Genomic DNA, 19,349 nt, shown 5'->3' with positions numbered 1-19,349 from the left:
TATGGGATATGGTTTTTTTGTTGTTTCGATTCATTTAGCCTGCTTTTTGTTACCGGGTGCACTTTACTTTTTACATATCGATTTTCTCTTGAAAACTGTGCCAAAAATAAGGGTAAACCCCTACTTCATATGATGCTTATCAGACTAATATACCTCTATATAGATTTTGGCTTATAGAAAAACCCAAATGGGATGCGGTTTCTTGCGAGTCTTTGTCAATATGGTTCAAAATTTGAAATTAATTCACCGCTGTTCTATCCTTGGAATGAGGGAGAAACTACCTAACTACTCTTCGTTATTAATAAGTTAGTATATCTCTTATCCTCCTGTTCTGGTAATTAAAATAAAGATGAAAACGTCAAAAACTATGCGCAAACTCTATTCTCTACTTCGGAAAAAAATAAAAAAACCGATTTTTTATTTTTTGTTGATTTGCAGTATTAATCACCTAACAGTTGCGCAAACCTGCCCAGCACCTGCCGATTTCAACCTGCTGACCCCCTGTTATGTCAACGGTTCGCGAACCGCGAGTCCTAACGATGATGTAATTGTACTTTTTAATCACACCACTGCACGGGGAACTTCTGCTACGAAGCAGGTTGTGGCCAGTTACTCAGAAGTGGGTACTGTATGGGGATTGGCTTGGCACGCCCAAACCAAAAAACTCTACGCGGCGGCCTTTCTCAAACGCCACTGCGACCTCTCGCCCGATGGACTGGGGGCTATTTATGAAATTGACCTCACTACCCCAACTACTGCAGGTGCAGGTACACCTACGCTCTGGATGGACCTCAACTCTACGACACATTTGGGCGCAGGGGCTACTTTGTTTCCGTCAGAAACTGCGGCAAACAGAGGACTTGGAGGAATATTAGAACCCAGCCATGATATTTGGGCTTTCTCAAGAGTAGGTAAAGAAGGGCTGGGAGATATAGAAATCTCGGCTGATGGCAATACCATGTATGTCATGGATCTTACCAACAGACAAGTTCTGGAAATAAATATGAGTACCAAGACTGTAACAAATCGGTATGCTATCACTGCCCCATCAGGCTATCCCAATGCAGAAGATCGTCGTCCATTTGCCATTAAGCATCATAAAGGCGAGTTGTACATAGGCATGGTTGGCTCAGGAGAAAGCAGCTATAACAGTTCTAATACCAATCAAAACAAAATAGATCTTAGAGGAACAATTCTGAAACTGAGTGGGACATCATTCAGCACAGTTTTTACCATAGACTCATTGGGAGTTGCGGATCCAACTGATCCTGCAGCTACTCACAAATACACGTCGTATCGTGGAAATCCCAATTTTGGGTCAGGCTTAGGATGGTACGGTTATTTCACAACAGATATAGCACCTTCATACGGTTTAACAAATCCAAATGCATTCATTCAACATCCTGTACCATTGATATCCGACATAGAATTTGATAAAAATGACAATATGGTCATCGGTATCATGGATTGGTCGGCACATAGGTATGGAAATGCAAACTATATACCCAATACGAGTAATACCACCAATCTTAAATCTGTACAGGCCCATGGAGACGTCATCAAAGCTGTAAAATCAGGAAGTAGCTGGGTAAAAGAGGCAGCATTGGGGAGGTTTTATGATGACATGCAAGCCATACCTAATCCAGCACCATCAGGGTGGCCAAGGGACACCTACATGGGCGGTATGATTGTGACTGATTGCAATGGAACAGAATTGGTAGTAGCCAATATGCAAGACCCCTACACCACCAATGAAGGAGGCGTGGTGTGGATGCGTACCAGTGATGGCTTTATGCAAACATCCACAGCTCCACCTGCCAGCCCTACAAATTCTGCCAATGCAATTAATGCGTCCAGATTGAGAGTATATTGGGGAACAGGTGGGACCTCAGATTCTTTTGGGAAAGCAAATGGTTTGGGAGATATGGTAGCTACGTTTTCGGTGGCATGTGCAAATCCTACAATCTCGGCCCAGGCAACTGACCCCACTTGCACAGTAGCAGGTAAGATAGATTTAGTATCCGTCACAGGGGGTGATAAATATGGCATCAGCCTTGGCACAACCTACACAGGTCCTGTTTATGCAAGTGCAACAGCCCTTCCAAGTACATTGCCGTCGGCTATCAAATCAGCGATTTCCAACGGAGCTGATTCGGTGTTTACCATACGGGTCTTCAACGCTGCCAACGATTGTTTCAAAGATACGACGGTGACGGTAAAAGCAGTTCCCACTAACTGCGCGACCAAGCCCACAGGTTGGGATTTTACTTGTGAAAGTGGAATAATGGTAGAAACGGTGGGGAAAGCAGGTTTTGGGGTATCCAACCCTACCGTCAATTGCACGGGTAGCGGTACAGCGACAATTACACTTTCTAATGGTGCCTCTGCCGACAGCATTTATGTTGAAGCAGTCTATAAAACAACCAACCCAGGGCCCAGTGTCACTTTTGTGGCCAACAGTACCAACTACGTTGCTTTCCGCTATCAACTTCCTTTGTTGGGAGATGCTTGGGTATACCGTACCAAAGTACCTGCCACAGCGAGTATCTCTCTGACCGATGGGACTAAGTTTTGCGCATTACAGTCTTTGGTTGCGTATGTGTTCCGGAAACAAACAGGTATGGCCTCAACGGGGGTGTTTACTTGCGAGCAGGGTTTCCAAAATACGGTTACAGTCAATCTGCCATTGCCAACCCTCACTAAGCCTGCCGACGTGACGGTTTGCGTACCCATCTCTGAGCTAACCAACGATGGCCGCCTCCTTCAAATCAAAGTGACGGCAGGAACAATTGTAAAAGACACAACCATCACTGGTTCTGACCCTGCATTCGGTACATGCTGTTTGGCTATTCCAAAATTAAAGTTGGTGAATGTACCTGTTGGGACAACTACCGTGAAAGTAGAGATTATTTCTCCTATCAGTCCAGCAGGTCAGTCATTCACGGTTGCCTCGGCTATATCAGCCAATGTAGAATGTGAGAAATGCGTCAAACCCGTAGCTGTCGTTAATCCGAAAACACAAACTATTTGCATAGGTGGAACAGCCACAGCCTTCACAGCCACGCCTGCTACCGGCGTAGAATACAATTGGTTCGGCCCGTTGGCTGATACCACGAGCGCTGCCTTGGGTTCCAGCATTGCTACAACTTCAAGCTTCACGCCCACCGGCGCGGCACTTGCTACAGCTGGTACAAAATACTATGCGGTGGTAGTCAATACGACTGGTGAACCGACCTGCGCTGATACCGCATTTGTTATATTAACAGTCAACCCATTGCCCACACCAACGGTGAACAGTCCCGAAATTTGCGTAGGTGAAAGCGCCACACTGACCGTAACCAACTGCGCGGGAACCGTAACCTGGAACGACGCTACGACGGGCCTGATCAAAACCGTCAGCCCAGCTGTAACGACCACCTACACGGCCACCTGTTTGGTGAATGGATGCGAAGGGGAAACCACCGCAACCGTGACCGTTAAGCCGCAGCCAGAAATTACCAGCAGCGGAAATCCGGTTTGCGCCAGCGATTTAACCACCTACACCGTCAACTTCACGGCCACTGCCGGAGCTACCGTTACTGCCGACAAAGGAACCGTTAGCGGCAGCAGCGTCACGGGTGTGCCTTCCGGCGAAACCGTCCGAATCATCGCTGAACTCGACGGATGCTCCGACACGCTCACGGTTACTTTTAACTGTGAGTGCCCCGTGGTAACGCCGCCCGTACCATCCGCTACACCTGCAACCATTTGCTTGGGTGAAAGCAGCGTGCTTTCGGCAACGGGGTGCACCGCCGGTACGGTTACCTGGTTTACGGACGCAGGTCTGACAACCCCCCTGAGCAACCTCACCGTTAGCCCAACTGCGACCACCACTTACTACGCTGTATGTACAATCACGGCCAGCGGCTGTGCCAGTCAGGCGGCACCGGTTACCGTAACGGTCAACCCATTGCCCACACCAACGGTGAACAGTCCCGAAATTTGTGTAGGTGAAAGCGCCACACTGACCGTGACCAACTGCGCCGGAACCGTAACCTGGAACGACGCCACGACGGGCCTGATCAAAACCGTCAGCCCAGCCGTAACGACCACCTACACTGCCACCTGTTTGGTGAATGGATGCGAAGGAGAAACCACCGCAACCGTGACCGTTAAGCCGCAACCAGAAATTACCAGCAGCGGAAATCCGGTTTGCGCCAGCGATTTAACCACCTACACCGTCAACTTCACAGCTACTGCCGGGGCCACCATTACGGCCAACCTGGGAACAGTAAGCGGCAGCAGCGTCACGGGTGTGCCTTCCGGCGAAACCGTCCGAATCATTGCTGAGCTCGACGGATGTTCCGACACGCTCACGGTTACCTTTAACTGTGAGTGCCCCGTGGTAACGCCGCCCGTACCATCCGCTACACCTGCAACCATATGCGTGGGTGAAAGCAGCGTGCTTTCGGCAACAGGATGCGCCGCCGGTACGGTTACCTGGTTTACGGACGCAGGTCTGACAACCCCCCTGAGCAACCTCACCGTTAGCCCAACTGCTACCACCACTTACTACGCTGTATGTACGATCACGGCAAGCGGCTGTGCCAGTCAGGCGGCACCGGTTACCGTAACGGTCAACCCGCTGCCTACACCTTCGGTGAACAGTCCCGAAATTTGCGTAGGTGAAAGCGCCACGCTTACGGTGACCAACTGCGCCGGAACCGTAACCTGGAACGACGCCACGACGGGCCTGATCAAAACCGTCAGTCCAGCCGTAACCACCACCTACACTGCCACCTGTTTGGTGAATGGATGCGAAGGAGAAACCACCGCAACCGTGACCGTTAAGCCGCAACCAGAAATTACCAGCAGCGGAAATCCGGTTTGCGCCAGCGATTTAACCACCTACACCGTCAACTTCACGGCCACTGCCGGAGCTACCGTTACTGCCGACAAAGGAACCGTTAGCGGCAGCAGCGTCACGGGTGTGCCTTCCGGCGAAACCGTCCGAATCATCGCTGAACTCGACGGATGTTCCGACACGCTCACGGTTACTTTTAACTGTGAGTGCCCCGTGGTAACGCCGCCCGTACCATCCGCTACACCTGCAACCATTTGCTTGGGTGAAAGCAGCGTGCTTTCGGCAACGGGGTGCACCGCCGGTACGGTTACCTGGTTTACGGACGCAGGTCTGACAACCCCCCTGAGCAACCTCACCGTTAGCCCAACTACGACCACCACTTACTACGCTGTATGTACAATCACGGCAAGCGGCTGTGCCAGTCAGGCGGCACCGGTTACCGTAACGGTCAACCCACTGCCCACACCAACGGTGAACAGTCCCGAAATTTGTATAGGTGAAAGCGCCACATTGACCGTGACCAACTGCGCCGGAACCGTAACCTGGAACGACGCCACGACGGGCCTGATCAAAACCGTCAGCCCAGCCGTAACCACCACTTACACGGCCACCTGTTTGGTGAATGGATGCGAAGGGGAAGCAATTGCAACCGTTACCGTTAAGCCTCAGCCGAGTATTACGGTAACAGGGACAACCTGTAATGTAGCAGGAACTACGTTTGACGTTACATTTACCGCAACCGCCGGTGCGTTGGTGACAGCCGATAAAGGGACGGTCAGTGGAAACAGCGTAACGGGTGTACCATCGGGAGAAACAGTAAAAATCATTGTAACACTTGATGGCTGCAAAGACTCAACCACCACGACTCAAAACTGCCTGGTTCCAACGGGCAGCCTGGGCGACTTTGTTTGGAAGGACCTGAACGACAACGGGCAGCAGGATGCAGGCGAGCCGGGAGTGAATGGTGTGAAGGTGATTCTTTGGTCAGCCGTTGGCGGTGCACCGGGAGCAAAGCTCGACTCAACGACCACCGCTGGAAACGGAGCGTATAGCTTTACGAATCTGGGTAAAGGCGATTACATCGTACAGATTGACGTAACCACGCTTCCCGATTCGTGCCTGATTTCACCGAAGCAAAATATCGGAAACGACGCAAGCGACAACGACTTTACCACCGCTGGACTTTCGCCGGTTGTAACACTTGATCCAACGCTGACGGGCTTAAACAAAGACAACCCAACAATTGACGCGGGCTTGATTTCACCCTGCGTGGCGCCAACGTTTGCTGCAACCGATGCCTCCGCGGCTACCTGCGATGGCAAAACGGCTCAAAATGATGCGTCGTTTGTGGTGACCGGAATTAGTGATGGAAACAAATTCAGCTTCGCCACTTCGGTGGCCGGACTGGCAAACTATGCATCCGCAACGGCGTTAACCGGATCGACTATCACCGTAGCTAATCTGCCAAACCCGGTGCAGACAACCGGACAGACCTACATTGTCCGAATCTTCAACGGCAAGGATGACTGCTTTACGGATGTAAGCATTCTGGTTCCCTATCGTGACTGTGCCGATGTGTGTGTCAAACCCGATGCCGGACCTGCACAAGTATTTGTGTGTCACCCTGCAACGTCTGTTAATCTGCCTGACGCTGCGGCTGGTGAAGAATGGATTAGTGCAGCAACCAATCCGGTTAGTGTAAGTATTGCTGCCCAAACAGGAGTGGTAAGCGGCATGAATGAAAATGGTGTGTACCTATTCATTTTGCGGGATGCAACGCTCGGCAGTACGTGTTCGGATACGGTGGTAGTCTTCCGGGGTGTGCTTGAACTACCCGACCAAACGACCTGCTTCGACACGCTGACGCTGCCTGCGGTAGCGGGTGCTACCTGGACGGCAGCGGCTGGAAATCCGGCGATGATCACGACCGATGGCAAAATCAGTGGCATGGCGACCAAAGATTTTACCTACTCGTTCATCATCAGCAACGGCAATTGCAGCGATACAATTGTAGTTACTCGTCTGAATTGCGATAAAGTTTATGACCTGGCGCTGGACAAAGCAATTGACAAAAATCTGGCGATGCTGGGTGAAACGCTGACTTACACGATCCGGGTTTGGAACGAAGGTGAAGCCACGGCGCATGGCATTGAAGTTACCGACGAACTAAACGCCGGAGTTCAGTACCTGAGCAGTACCGCTGACATCGGAAGCTACTCGCAACTGACCAAAAAATGGAGCTTCGATAGCCTGATGGTAGGGGATACCGTAAGTCTGCAAATCAGGGTGAAAGTAATCGCCGCCGGTGTATGGTTCAACACGGCTGAGATCACGAAGATGACCGAAGACGACGTAGACAGCACGCCCGGCAACGGCGATGAAACGGAGGATGATATTGACCGTGAGTGCTTTACGGTGCCCGTTCTCTTGTGCAAAGGCGCGGGTAGCAGCCTTGAACTAAGCGTACCGTTGCAGTACACAGGAGTAGTATGGTTCCGCAAGACACAGGGCGGACAGCCGGTACAGGTTGCTATGGGTAATTCGTACACGGCTACCGAAACCGAATTAGGAAGCTATGAGTACACCTACACATCGACTTCCGGCACGTGCCCTGCCGAAGGCTGCTGCCCGATTATCCTGGTAGTAGAAGATTGTTGCCCGGCAGAAATATGTGTGCCGTTTACCGTTAGAAAGGTTAAAAAGTAACCAAAATTTAGTTTAACAAAAAGGTCCTGAGACAATTTTAAAAAATAGAATCAAAAAAAAGAGGCTGTTTTGGAGTGGAATTGATACGATTCCATTCTGAAACAGCCTCTTCTTTTTTTGATAGGGTTATCTTTTATTATCTTTTTTAGGAAATTGGGTTACATGTCCATTGTTGCCTGACCTCCAAACCAGGGTATTATTGATACGTGAGTAGATTTGTAAAGAAAGTATAAAGTTTAGGAATTTGTCAGGCTGAGCGAAGTCGAAGCCAGTCTGCCGGCGGGCTTCGACTTCGCTCAGCCTGACATTCAAAATTATTTACATTTCAATTCACTCATCAATAAGGTCATGAATAACAATGACGAAGTTTTCTTGATGAGCTCTTAGTAAGAGCACTAGAATTGAACAAACGGCTGTTACAAAACAGGGGCCGAGCACTTTGTTCTGATTTTTTACTGTTCATAATCAATAACTTAGCTCTATGGACAAGCAAAAACTAAGAGTATTTCTTTTGCGATAGACTTGTAGAGTAGATATATGCTGCTTCGCGGGAATTGTTTACATTTAGTTTTTGGTATACCTTTTTGATGTAATATCGGATTCCATTAATATTCATATTCAAATTTTCAGCGACTTGTTCGTATGATTGGCCTTTCGAGATCAGTTCCAGAATTTGTAGTTCTTTTGGGCTGAGCGGCTTTTTTTTCACTTCTTTTTCTACTGGTAATTTGTAATTTCTGTTGATCTGATCATAAGAATCGTCCTCAATTCCATGAGTATTGACCTCTTTCGCCTGCAAATCGAACAGATTTGGCTCCCTGATCAGGATATTAAAAGTAGGCTGAAGCGCTTCAAGTAGATGATCAAGCCCGATATCGCTGCTTAAATGGAGGGTAATAGCCCGTGTTCCTGTTTTAAGTTGATGATTCATAATAATTGTGAGGTGAGTTATTTAGTGAGTGTTGGTTGAACAATAGTTAAGTATAAAATCCAATAAAATATTTTACTAGTAAGAAGATACATGAAGTAGGCTAAATTTAGTACACGTATTGTGTACATTTTACTTGATACCTAGTTTGTTAAGCAGTGTAACAAGGATTTTAAACGGGTAGCAAGGTGGTTGATTTTTTTGTAGTTTTCATACAAAATGTGATGAACTGCGTGGAAAAGTATACTTGTTGGAGATAAATCAATTTTATATCAATTTTTGAGCATAATTTATCCAGTTTTACTTCTGCTTTGCACGAATTCTCTTAAATTTAGGCAATAAACTCTCCTTAATATACTACATAAAGATGGCACACGCTCATGCATTAATTCTGGAAGATGATCCTATTTGGCAAATCAAAATGCAACTTACGGTCGAAGATTGGGGCGACAATCCTCAGATTTCCAGTAGCTTATCCGAGGCCGCCTGCAGGCTTGCCCGGTTTCAGCCTGATTATATTATCGCTGATGTAAGGCTACCTGATGGATTGTCCTACGACTATTTTAGGGATAATCCCGTCAGCTGTCCTATTCTTTTCATCACGGAATTTGCTGAAAAAATGCATCTTGAACACGCCCTCCAATTGGAGACTTCTAGCTTTCATGTAAAGCCTTTTCACCAGTTAACCCTGCAGGCTGCTGTTCAGAACGCCCTACGAACTTTTAAGGGCCGGGAAATTGCTACGTTGGAAGTGCCGATTCGGTATGCCACAAAGAAAAGCATTCCCCTGAACGAAATTTGGTGGATTGAGGTGAATCAGAATTATTCAAGCATAAAAACGAATGATCGTATTTATGTACAAAAAATGTCGTTTCCGGCCATAATTCCTTCACTAGATCACCATTTTATCAGAATTCATAAATCGGTAATCATCAATATTGACTACATTGACCACATCGACCTGTATAAAAATATCGTCGTGATTCGCCAAAAAACCTTCGACATTGGGCGTAGTTATCGCAGGGCTTTCATTGACGCTTTTTACAAGCGTTCCTGATGTTACTAGTCTCCTTCGGGCACTGACCATTTTTTTTCATACCAACAATCATGACTTCCCCCAAAGGAGCAGTCCAGGTTGGTGTTTCGCTGAACCCTACCTTTTTCCCTGAGGGGAACCCTCTATTCTATAAAGTTTACCCGACTCGCTATGAATCTACAAATTGCCGAAAGACCGTTGACGATGTCTTTTCGATTCACCTTCCCAAAAGCTGTTCAGTTTTCTAAGTTATTTTTGAAGAAAGGCCGTGCTATTCTTCTTCTATTACTCATGTACGTGCAGCCTGTTGGTCAGGCCACGGCTCAAACGTTCCGTTTTTCGGATACCTACCAAACCAACAACGTGGACAGCCTCGAAAATTGGCTCAAAACCCACCCACAACCCACCCAGGAACGATTGAAGAATTTGATAAGGCTCAATAGAACCTATCCTTTTACTTATCCAGAAAAAAAAAACCGTGACACCACCGACATACGCCAACTTGCCCAACGCCTCAACCATCCATTGGGAAAATCACTTGCCGCCGTTTGGGTCAAGTCTGACTTCAAAAACGCTTTGCAATTGTTGGAAGATTGCGAAATCTCAAAAGATACCTCTGGTATGATCGCTGCACTTACAAGATTAGTAAATATTAACTACACAATTGCACATAGGAACAAAGGAGATCAATATGCTGCCCAGGATTATCTGCTCAGAGCAAGGCAACTATTGAAGGCTCGTTTTGACATGCACGATTTTATTGCCGTGGAAAGTGCGGCCTATTATTACCAGGCCCTAAAGCCCGGTACCAATCAGGACTCTCTTTTACAATCGTATCAAAACACCCTAAAATATATCGAAAGTCACCCGCAATGTAAATACGCCTGGACAGCGTTCAAAGGATATATTGCTGTTATCCACTACTACCGGGGAGAATATGCGGCTTCTTATGCAATCAATAAAGAGATTTTAACACAACTCAAACCCGACCAATTCTACCTCACTGCCGTATATACACAGAATTTAATCAACGATTGCGGTTCCTTAAATCGGTATGATGAAAAATTGGCCTTATGCCAAAAATTATCCACCTTGATTCGTGTATTTCCCCAAAAAAATTTCCCTTATAATTATCAAGGTCTTTACAATTCATTCAAAAATGAATTAAGCCGTCGTGGACGGTATCAGGAAGCAATGCTGTATGCAGATAGTATGCTTTCGATAAAAGATACGATTTACAACATTGAGCGCAATCAAAAATTGATCGAGTTTCAGGCTGAAAATAAACAAAAACAAATTGCCGAACTGAGTCTCCGGCAAACCCAAATTGAAAACCGAAATCGCTTCATCCTCACCTTACTGGGTATTGCCGTGCTGGTCGCTGCGGCATTGACCTATTTGGGGGTGCGCTTACGACAGTCTAACGCCCGGCTCAATGCCCTTGTGCAACTCCGCGATGAGTTTATCCGAATCATTGCCCACGACCTTCGCCGACCGTTACACGCATTTTACGGCCTCAGCGAGGTATTCAGTAAACTCCTTCAACGCGGCGACCAACAGTCCATCATCAAACTTTCGCGTTCCATTGACCAATCAGGACTCTACATCCGACAAATGCTCGACAATCTGATGTACTGGGCGTTGTCGCAGAAAGGAAGTTTAATGCCCAACTTCACCACTTTCGCCCTGCGGCCTCTCCTGGAAGATTTACTATCGGTATATGGGACGGTGGCCGCCCTCAAAGGGGTGAATTTAACGCTCACTTGCCCTGCCGACCTGGCAGTTTATACAGATTCCAACGCCCTCAACCTCATTTTGCGCAACCTCATTGATAATGCCACCCAACACACCCCTGCACAAGGCAGCGTGTCAGTCGAACTAATACCCGTCACCGAGTCAAATGAAGTCCATATTCTCATCAGCGACACGGGCAAAGGCCTGACGGACACCCAACTACAATTGGTCAGAGAGGTGTTGGCTACTCCCCAGCGGTTCCAACCCAAGCAAGACAATCTCGGCCTGGGCCTGATTATCGTCAGTACCTTTGCAAAACAGGCAAAAATCTCGATCGGTGTGGAAAGCAAAGAAGGAAATAGTACAACGTTTTTGTTGAGACTGCCCAAAGAAGATTAATGTGTCATGCCGCAGGCATCACAATTTGAAGTAGATCGGCAGCATCAGTTGCATCAAATTATGCCCTTCTTTTGCTTTGGGGATAGCTTGCTGGGCAGTGACATTTTACGCCCCAAGTGCTTTTTTATCTATTTGGCGGCAAATGGGTTCACTACCAATAAATTTTCAATCCTGGCAAAGTCGCTTACGTTGTTCGTTACCAATGTCAGATGATGCACTAGAGCCGTTGCGGCTATGATAGCATCTGGCAACTTGATTTTATGTTTTCGTCGAATCTCAATGGTTTTAGCCAAATTATGGCCGGCGACTTCAATAGTGAATACATCCAACAAAGTATTTGTGTCCAACGGTAATTTGTTGAGTATTCCGGTAATACCCGCCACCGAGCCGCATCAAGTCTATATTCGCCTCAGCGACACGGGCAAAGGCATGACGGAGACGCACACCCAATCACTTTGTCATGCCGCAGGCTTCTATATCCGTATTACAAGACTACTACATATTTTCATGCGCAGCAACACTCCAAATGTCTGCGCCGCATCCTTCGCGGGATTATATATAATCCCCAATAATCCCCGATTCACAGTGCCCCTCTTTGGCATGACTTTTGACAACTCAGGCATTCGCCTAGAATATCCTGGTAGCTTTTTATACGGTTTGTAGTTCATATACAAATCAAAACAGGTCTTCACCAAATTGGGGCTTAACTATCACTTTTTGCACGAATATTGAAATCGGTTGACAAAACGATTCAAATAATCAACCTTTTATGTCAAAGATTTTACAATTCATTATGTCATTTTTTCTTTTTGCTGAGTGTCTCCTTTTGACACCCTTAGCAGGCCTATGCTCAACCACTTAAAAAAAATGAGGCATTGCTTTCCCCTAAAAAACAATCAAACAAACAGATGAATGACACACATTTACAAGCTCTTCACCCAATCCCACCAAGTGGTTACCTTCCTGACGGTGGTGGTATTCCTATCAGACAAGCAGCTATGGCATAGCCCCGCTGCCGCTTCCCCGCCGGAGGCCGCCAAGCCCCCCGTGGGTAGCCCCTGTGCCAGGCTCAGGTTATACGTGCTCAACAACTCCCCCTGAACCAAACCCAACACCACCGCACAATACCTTATTTTTCAACAACAATAATTATACAAACGATTCAATAACTGCTCCAAGCACGGAGCAAAAAATAAATTTAAAAAAAAATGAGACAATCAAAATTTTTACAAATCGCTGGCTTTATGATAGCCCTATTGAGCCTAACAACGCAAAGCACTTGGGCCCAAACCACCGTAACGCTCCCTGCAGCTTGCCAAAATTGCCCTACTGGGCCTGACTCCGATGGTGACGGTGTGCCTGATGCAACAGATGCTTGTCCTGGCACGCCTGCGGGTACACCTGTGGGTGCTAATGGATGTCCTACAGCACCAGCTTTCCCTGCTGGCTATGTCCATTGCAACGGTGTAATTACCCAAGTAGTAGATGTAACCAATCCTATTACTGGAAAAACATGGATGGACAGAAACCTTGGAGCAAGCCAAGTAGCTACCAGTAGTACAGATGCTGCTTCTTACGGTGATTTATTCCAATGGGGTCGCTTTGCTGACGGGCATCAATGTAGAACAAGCGGTACCATAGAAGAAGTCGCTTCAACAATAGTACCTAATGCTGGAAACACATGGGATGGTTTATTTATAATTAACCGAGCCTCACCATTCAGTTGGTATTTAACAACAACTAATATGGAGGATGTATGGCAAGGTGTAAGTGGTGACAATAGTCCTTGCCCAATCGGCTACCGGTTACCTACAGAATTTGAATTGATTCAAGAGCGATTATCTTGGAGTTCTAACAACGCCGCTGGAGCTTATGCTTCTCCGCTTAAGTTGCTTTTGGCTGGTAGCCGCGCTGGCACTGCCCTCGGTGCTCCTGTCGATGCTGTGGGTAGCTTCGGACAATATTGGACTCGTAACGTTGAAAATCCCAATTCACGCTACTTATTTTTAACTAGTAGCAATGCCGTCATGTCTGCTGGTCAGCGTGTTCAAGGCATGTCTGTTCGTTGCATTAAGAATTAAACCCGAAAGCTATCGGGATTGATTGATTTGACGATTAATCATTCCTTTCACTTCGGAAAGAATGATTAAATAAACAAAGATTAATAGATAAACATGAGAAATCATCAACGCATAAAAGGAATTGTCTTGGCCTTGTTCTGCTTGTTGCTATCAGCAACCCTTGGGTGGTCGCAGGGCATAAATGGGCAGTTTCCACAGCTGGCGGGGCAGAGCGTAGTGTTGCGTGGCTTTGCGGGTATGCATGCCTATACCATAGACAGCACTACGGTGGCGGCAGATGGTACGTTTCAGCTGGCATACACCGCCCGAGACTACGGCATGGGCTTGCTCAGCACCGCAGGGCAACAGCCTTATATTGTGGTACTTTCTCGTGAGGCTATGCACATCAAGGGCGAGCTACTCCATCTGCCGCAAACCGTAAAAATCGTGAGCGGAGCCGAGCAGCGGGCTTTTGAGCAGTACGCCACCGAGCAACCCAAAAGGGAGCAGGTATTATCGGCATGGACGTTTTTGGAGCAAAGCTATCAGGCAGATAGTCTATTCCAACAAAGTACGGCTACCCGCACCGCCATCTCTGCCGAACAGCAGCGGTTGCGTACCGAAGAGCAAGCTTTTTTGAGCCAACTGCCCGAGACGAGTTATGTACGGTGGTATTTACCCATCCGCAAGCTCGTGAGCAATGTGCAGGCGGTGGCTAAGTATCGTCCACAGGAAATTCCTGCCACGATAGCCGCCTTTCGGCAGCTCAATTACAGCGACGAGCGGCTCTACAAGAGTGGTTTGCAGCGAGAGGCGATAGAAGGGCATTTTTGGTTGCTCGAAAACAGTGGCGTATCCTTAGAAAGCGTCTATGCCGAGATGAAAATCTCGATAGATACGATGCTCGCTACGCTTACCCACGACGAGGCAAAACTCAACGAAATAGGCGACTATCTCTTTGATTTGCTGGAGCGGCAAAGTTTGTTTGAGGCTTCGGAATATCTGTCGCTCAAACTATTGAATAATCGCAGTTGTACGCTCACCAATGATTTGGCAAAGCAATTAGAAACCTACCGTGCCATGAAAGTGGGCAATACGGCACCTGATATTCAGTTTTCGGGTACAGTCCTATCGGCAGGAAAAGAAATCAATCGCTTGTCGGACATCCAGAGTAAGTACAAATTGGTGGTATTTGGTGCTGGTTGGTGCCAAAAATGCACCGAAGAGATACCCAAGATAGCCCAGCAATACGCACAGTGGAAAGCCGCAGGTATGGAGGTAGTTTTTGTTTCGTTGGATAGCGAAGAGAAAGCCTTCCGCAGTTTTGCGGGGCAGTTTCCCTTCCCGAGCCTATGCGACTACCAAATGTGGAAAAGCCCCATAGTAGAAAGCTACTATGTATCTGCCACGCCTACGATGTATCTATTAGATAACGCACGCAAAATCCTGCTTCGGCCCAAATCTGTCGCACAAGTGCAAGCTTGGGTGGACATGTTTGCGAAGCAGGCAGATAGTAATAAAGGGCAGTAATGCCCAAAATATGTATTAAAAAATTAATAATTAAAAAAATACTAAAATGAAACAATTCAGTTTACTCATAAGCTTTTTGTTGCTTAGCTTGGTAAGCATGGCACAATACACAGGCTCATTGCCAGTAACGTTGAGCGGCGTACCCAGCGGAGCGACAGGAATACAGTGGTTTCAAGATGATGCACCCATTTCGGGAGCCAATTCGGCCACCTACAATGCCACAACGGTAGGCAATTATTACGCTACTTATACCGATGCCAGCACTTCCTGTACCGATGACCGCACCGTATCAGTGGTTTTGATTGATAGCGGCGGCAGCGTAAACCTCAATGGAAGCACCAACAACGGCACGGGCTCTGCTTATCAGTGGTACAATGATGGTTCCACCGTAAGTGGTGCTACTACCGCCAATTATACAGCTACCACAGGAGGTTTGTATAGCCTTAAATACAATAATGGTACCTGTGAGATAGAAACTAACCAAACCTATGTATTTGTGCTGTCTTCTTCTTGTAATGCAGGAACGGCAGCACCCATACTTGTCAAAAATTAAGTGACATTTCATATTTATTAAAATGAGTCAAGCAAGGTTTGGTCATAAAAAAGTATTTGGTGCTTATCGGCACGCCGTACAGAACTACTACTAAAGCCGTAGCGTAAAATCCCTATGGGGTAACCAACTCACTTACAGGATTTTACGCTACTGGTGTTTAAAGCCTAATGCGTTTTATGAACCATCCCCAAACGGGTCAGCGATTACGTCATTTAAAAAATTATAAATAATGAATGTCATATACCAACATATAAAACAAAGAGGGAGGCTTTCGCTGCTGTTCTGCCTGTTGATGGTATTGGCTGTGAGCATGGTATCCCATGCCCAGGTCAGTCTATCGGCAGGTTGCACCACCGGCACAGCCGATCTTACGGGTGTTACGGCGGCCAATCAGCCCGCCAATACCACCCTTACCTGGCATAGTGGCACACCTGCCACTACGGCCAATAAGCTCAGTAGTATCACGGCACTTTCGCCCGGTACTTACTACGCCGCTTTTTTTGATGCTACCAATGACTGTTATTCGAGCAATACCTTAAACGTAACCATCACGTCCGCATTGTGCCTTAGCAATGTGTGTCCTGCTACTACGGTAAATCTCAATACGGCGGTATCGGTAAGCAATCTACCAGCCAATACGGTCCTTACGTGGCACACGGCTTTACCTGCCACCACGGCCAATAAAATAGCCGACCCTACCACCGTAGGTACATCGGGTACGTATTATGCGGCTTTTTTTGATGCTACCAATGACTGTTACAGTGGTGATGGCAACGCGGCTACCGAGGTTATAGTAGAAATTATTTCTCCTTGTAATACTATCGTTGCCAATAACGATACCTTCACGGGCATAGCACCTGGCGGTACTACACCTACCGTGTTTACCAATGACTTAGTGAATGGTGCATTGGCCACAGATGCCAATACCACTACACCTACAGTAGTAAATGATGGAGGACTTACAGGCGTAACCATCAATCCAGACGGAACCATCAACATTCCTGCGGGAGCAGCTACTGGCAATTATAATGTTACCTACGAGGTTTGCTTGGAAGGCTCACCTACCGTTTGTGATCAGGCGGTTGTAGCAATCACAGTTCAGCAACCCATCACGCTTAACAATACATGTCCTGTTGCGACAATAAATCTTAATACGGCGGTTTCGGTAAGCAATCTACCCGCCAATACTGTCCTTACATGGCATACGGCATTGCCCGCCACTACGGCCAATAAAATAGCCGACCCTACCACAGTAGGTACATCGGGTACGTATTATGCGGCTATTTATGATGCTACCAATGACTGTTACAGTGGCGATGGTAATGCCGCTACTGAAGTTATTGTGAATATTACTACGTGTAATACCATAGTAGCAACAAACGATACCTTCACGGGCATCGCACCTGGCGGTACTACACCTACCGTGTTTACCAATGACTTAGTGAATGGTGCATTGGCCACTGATGCCAATACCACTACACCTACCGTAGTAAATGATGGAGGTCTTACAGGTGTGACCATCAATCCAGACGGAACCATCAACATTCCTGCGGCAGCTGCTCCGGGGACCTATGATGTAACTTATGAGATATGTGTAGAAGGTGCAACACCTGCGGTATGCGATACGGCAACGGTATTTATTACCGTGACACCAGCCCCCAACAGCACACCTCAGGCAGTGGGTGACATTGCCCTCGCCGTACAGGATGAACCCGTATCGGGCAACGTGCTGACCAACGACAGCGACCCCGACGGCGACCCGCTTACGGCCAGCCTGATCAGTGGTCCTGACAACGGGACGGTTGTGCTCAACCCTGACGGCAGCTACACCTACACGCCTGATCCAGGCTTTGTGGGAGAGGATGTGTTCTGCTACGCGGCTTCCGACGGCATCGCCAGCGATACCGCCTGCGTGGCCGTGACCGTACAGCCGAATCCGACTCCGGCCAATGACGCGCCACTCGCGCTGAACGACAACACCCAGACGACGGAGGGCACACCGCTCAGCGTAAACGTATTGGCTAACGATGTGGACCCGGATGGTGACGCCCTGCAGAACCCTACGGTCGTGCAGGCACCGGCCAACGGTACGGCCAGTGTCAATCCCGACGGTACCATTCTGTACACGCCTGATCCAGGTTTTGTAGGAGTGGATACGCTCACCTACCGCGTCTGTGATACGGGCACGCCATCTCTTTGCGACAGCGCACAGGTGATCGTGCAGGTACTTCCGGCTCCGGTGGACCCGGCTGCTAATCAGGCCCCGGTAGCCGTTGACGATGCCAATACTACCACCGTCAACACGCCCGTGACCGGTACGGTAGCCGCCAACGACAGCGACCCCGACGGAGATGCGTTGACGTTTGCCGGATTGACCAATCCTGCCAACGGAACGCTCACCGTAAATGCTGACGGTACCTACACCTACACGCCGGCCGCCGACTTCATCGGCAGTGATGTGTTTACCTATACGGTTTGTGACAACGGCACGCCCTCGCTATGCGATACGGCAACGGTATTTATTACCGTGACACCAGCCCCCAACAGCACGCCTCAGGCAGTGGGTGACATTGCCCTCGCCGTACAGGATGAACCCGTATCGGGCAACGTGCTGACCAACGACAGCGACCCCGACGGCGACCCGCTTACGGCCAGTCTGATCAGTGGTCCTGACAACGGGACGGTTGTGCTCAACCCTGACGGCAGCTACACCTACACGCCTGATCCAGGCTTTGTGGGAGAGGATGTGTTCTGCTACGCGGCTTCCGACGGCATCGCCAGCGATACCGCCTGCGTGGCCGTGACCGTACAGCCGAATCCGACTCCGGCCAACGATGCTCCGATTGCGCTGAACGACAACACCCAGACGACGGAGGGCACACCGCTCAGCGTAAACGTATTGGCTAACGACGTGGACCCGGATGGGGATGCGTTGCAGAACCCCACGGTCGTGCAGGCACCGGCCAACGGTACGGCCTCGGTTAATGCCGACGGTACGATCACCTATACACCTAATTCAGGCTTTATAGGTACCGATACGCTCACCTACCGGGTCTGTGATACGGGCACGCCATCTCTTTGCGACAGCGCACAGGTGATCGTGCAGGTACTTCCGGCTCCGGTGGATCCGGCTGCTAATCAGGCCCCGGTAGCCGTTGACGACGCCAATACAACGCCCGTCAACACGCCCGTGACCGGAACAGTAGCTGCCAACGACAGCGACCCCGACGGAGATGCGTTGACGTTTGCCGGATTGACCAATCCTGCTAACGGAACGCTCACCGTAAATGCTGACGGCAGCTATGTTTACACGCCGGCGGCTGACTTCATCGGCAGTGATGTGTTTACCTATACGGTTTGTGACAACGGCACGCCCTCGCTATGCGATACGGCAACGGTATTTATTACCGTGACACCAGCCCCCAACAGCACGCCTCAGGCAGTGGGTGACATTGCCCTCGCCGTACAGGATGAACCCGTATCGGGCAACGTGCTGACCAACGACAGCGACCCCGACGGCGACCCGCTTACGGCCAGCCTGATCAGTGGTCCTGACAACG

10 protein-coding genes are annotated in these 19,349 nt (G+C 48.5%); 8 read left to right on the top strand and 2 right to left on the bottom strand.

From position 1 onward, the window contains the following. Positions 1 to 367 precede the first annotated feature (367 nt). On the top strand, positions 368 to 7,549 hold the full coding sequence (locus EZE20_RS19270; protein WP_165933530.1) for an Ig-like domain-containing protein: 7,182 nt from the start codon (positions 368 to 370) through the stop codon (positions 7,547 to 7,549). A 496-nt stretch (positions 7,550 to 8,045) separates the two neighbouring features. On the opposite strand, the gene EZE20_RS19265 is transcribed toward EZE20_RS19270, so the two are convergent. Next, on the bottom strand, positions 8,046 to 8,480 hold the full coding sequence (locus EZE20_RS19265; RefSeq protein WP_132120764.1) for a helix-turn-helix transcriptional regulator: 435 nt from the start codon (positions 8,478 to 8,480) through the stop codon (positions 8,046 to 8,048). A gap of 364 nt (positions 8,481 to 8,844) precedes the next feature. Between EZE20_RS19265 and EZE20_RS19260 the strand changes: the two genes are divergently transcribed. The 3 genes from EZE20_RS19260 to EZE20_RS24130 all read left to right on the top strand — a co-directional run bounded on the left by EZE20_RS19260 (position 8,845) and on the right by EZE20_RS24130 (position 11,859). After that, positions 8,845 to 9,534 carry a LytR/AlgR family response regulator transcription factor gene (locus tag EZE20_RS19260; RefSeq protein ID WP_132120762.1) on the top strand — a complete coding sequence of 230 codons (690 nt, stop codon included), beginning with the start codon at positions 8,845 to 8,847 and terminating at the stop codon, positions 9,532 to 9,534. A gap of 150 nt (positions 9,535 to 9,684) precedes the next feature. Further along, positions 9,685 to 11,646 carry a sensor histidine kinase gene (locus EZE20_RS19255; protein WP_132120760.1) on the top strand — a complete coding sequence of 654 codons (1,962 nt, stop codon included), beginning with the start codon at positions 9,685 to 9,687 and terminating at the stop codon, positions 11,644 to 11,646. 6 nt (positions 11,647 to 11,652) lie between these two features. Beyond that, positions 11,653 to 11,859, top strand: coding sequence for a hypothetical protein (locus EZE20_RS24130; protein ID WP_165933529.1), 207 nt, complete (start codon positions 11,653 to 11,655; stop codon positions 11,857 to 11,859). Here the strand turns inward: EZE20_RS24130 and EZE20_RS24670 are convergent. Beyond that, entirely contained in the window at positions 11,775 to 12,029 is a 255-nt protein-coding gene (locus EZE20_RS24670; protein ID WP_132120758.1) for a PIN domain-containing protein, read from the bottom strand. The genes EZE20_RS24130 and EZE20_RS24670 overlap by 85 nt on opposite strands. An 825-nt stretch (positions 12,030 to 12,854) precedes the next feature. Here EZE20_RS24670 and EZE20_RS19245 point away from each other — a divergent pair. The 4 genes from EZE20_RS19245 to EZE20_RS19230 form a co-directional block, all read left to right on the top strand. Further along, the gene (locus EZE20_RS19245; RefSeq protein WP_132120756.1) at positions 12,855 to 13,727 is read left to right on the top strand and encodes a fibrobacter succinogenes major paralogous domain-containing protein; all 873 of its coding nucleotides are present in this window, start codon (positions 12,855 to 12,857) and stop codon (positions 13,725 to 13,727) included. Positions 13,728 to 13,820: 93 nt separating this feature from the next. Beyond that, complete coding sequence (locus tag EZE20_RS19240; RefSeq protein ID WP_132120754.1) at positions 13,821 to 15,236, top strand: thioredoxin-like domain-containing protein; 1,416 nt, start codon at positions 13,821 to 13,823, stop codon at positions 15,234 to 15,236. Positions 15,237 to 15,282: 46 nt separating this feature from the next. Continuing rightward, positions 15,283 to 15,789, top strand: a complete 507-nt coding sequence (locus EZE20_RS19235) for a hypothetical protein (RefSeq protein WP_207104707.1) — start codon at positions 15,283 to 15,285, stop codon at positions 15,787 to 15,789. Between the two features lie 229 nt (positions 15,790 to 16,018). Beyond that, the coding region (locus EZE20_RS19230) for an Ig-like domain-containing protein (protein ID WP_132120750.1) at positions 16,019 to 19,349 on the top strand (3,331 nt) is incomplete at its 3' end.

This window comes from Arundinibacter roseus, from assembly GCF_004348825.1.
Lineage (GTDB): Bacteria > Bacteroidota > Bacteroidia > Cytophagales > Spirosomataceae > Arundinibacter > Arundinibacter roseus.
The sequence above is the reverse complement of the archived record's forward strand: the minus strand, read 5'-3'. Positions and strand labels throughout refer to the sequence as shown.

What these genes read in the sequence shown, in the direction of transcription:
- EZE20_RS19245 (WP_132120756.1), top strand. Translation starts at nt 12,855, where the DNA reads ATGAGACAATCAAAATTTTTACAAATCGCTGGCTTTATGATAGCCCTA.
- EZE20_RS19265 (WP_132120764.1), bottom strand. Translation starts at nt 8,480, where the DNA reads ATGAATCATCAACTTAAAACAGGAACACGGGCTATTACCCTCCATTTA.
- EZE20_RS19240 (WP_132120754.1), top strand. Translation starts at nt 13,821, where the DNA reads ATGAGAAATCATCAACGCATAAAAGGAATTGTCTTGGCCTTGTTCTGC.
- EZE20_RS19270 (WP_165933530.1), top strand. Translation starts at nt 368, where the DNA reads ATGCGCAAACTCTATTCTCTACTTCGGAAAAAAATAAAAAAACCGATT.
- EZE20_RS19235 (WP_207104707.1), top strand. Translation starts at nt 15,283, where the DNA reads ATGAAACAATTCAGTTTACTCATAAGCTTTTTGTTGCTTAGCTTGGTA.
- EZE20_RS19260 (WP_132120762.1), top strand. Translation starts at nt 8,845, where the DNA reads ATGGCACACGCTCATGCATTAATTCTGGAAGATGATCCTATTTGGCAA.
- EZE20_RS24130 (WP_165933529.1), top strand. Translation starts at nt 11,653, where the DNA reads ATGCCGCAGGCATCACAATTTGAAGTAGATCGGCAGCATCAGTTGCAT.
- EZE20_RS19255 (WP_132120760.1), top strand. Translation starts at nt 9,685, where the DNA reads ATGAATCTACAAATTGCCGAAAGACCGTTGACGATGTCTTTTCGATTC.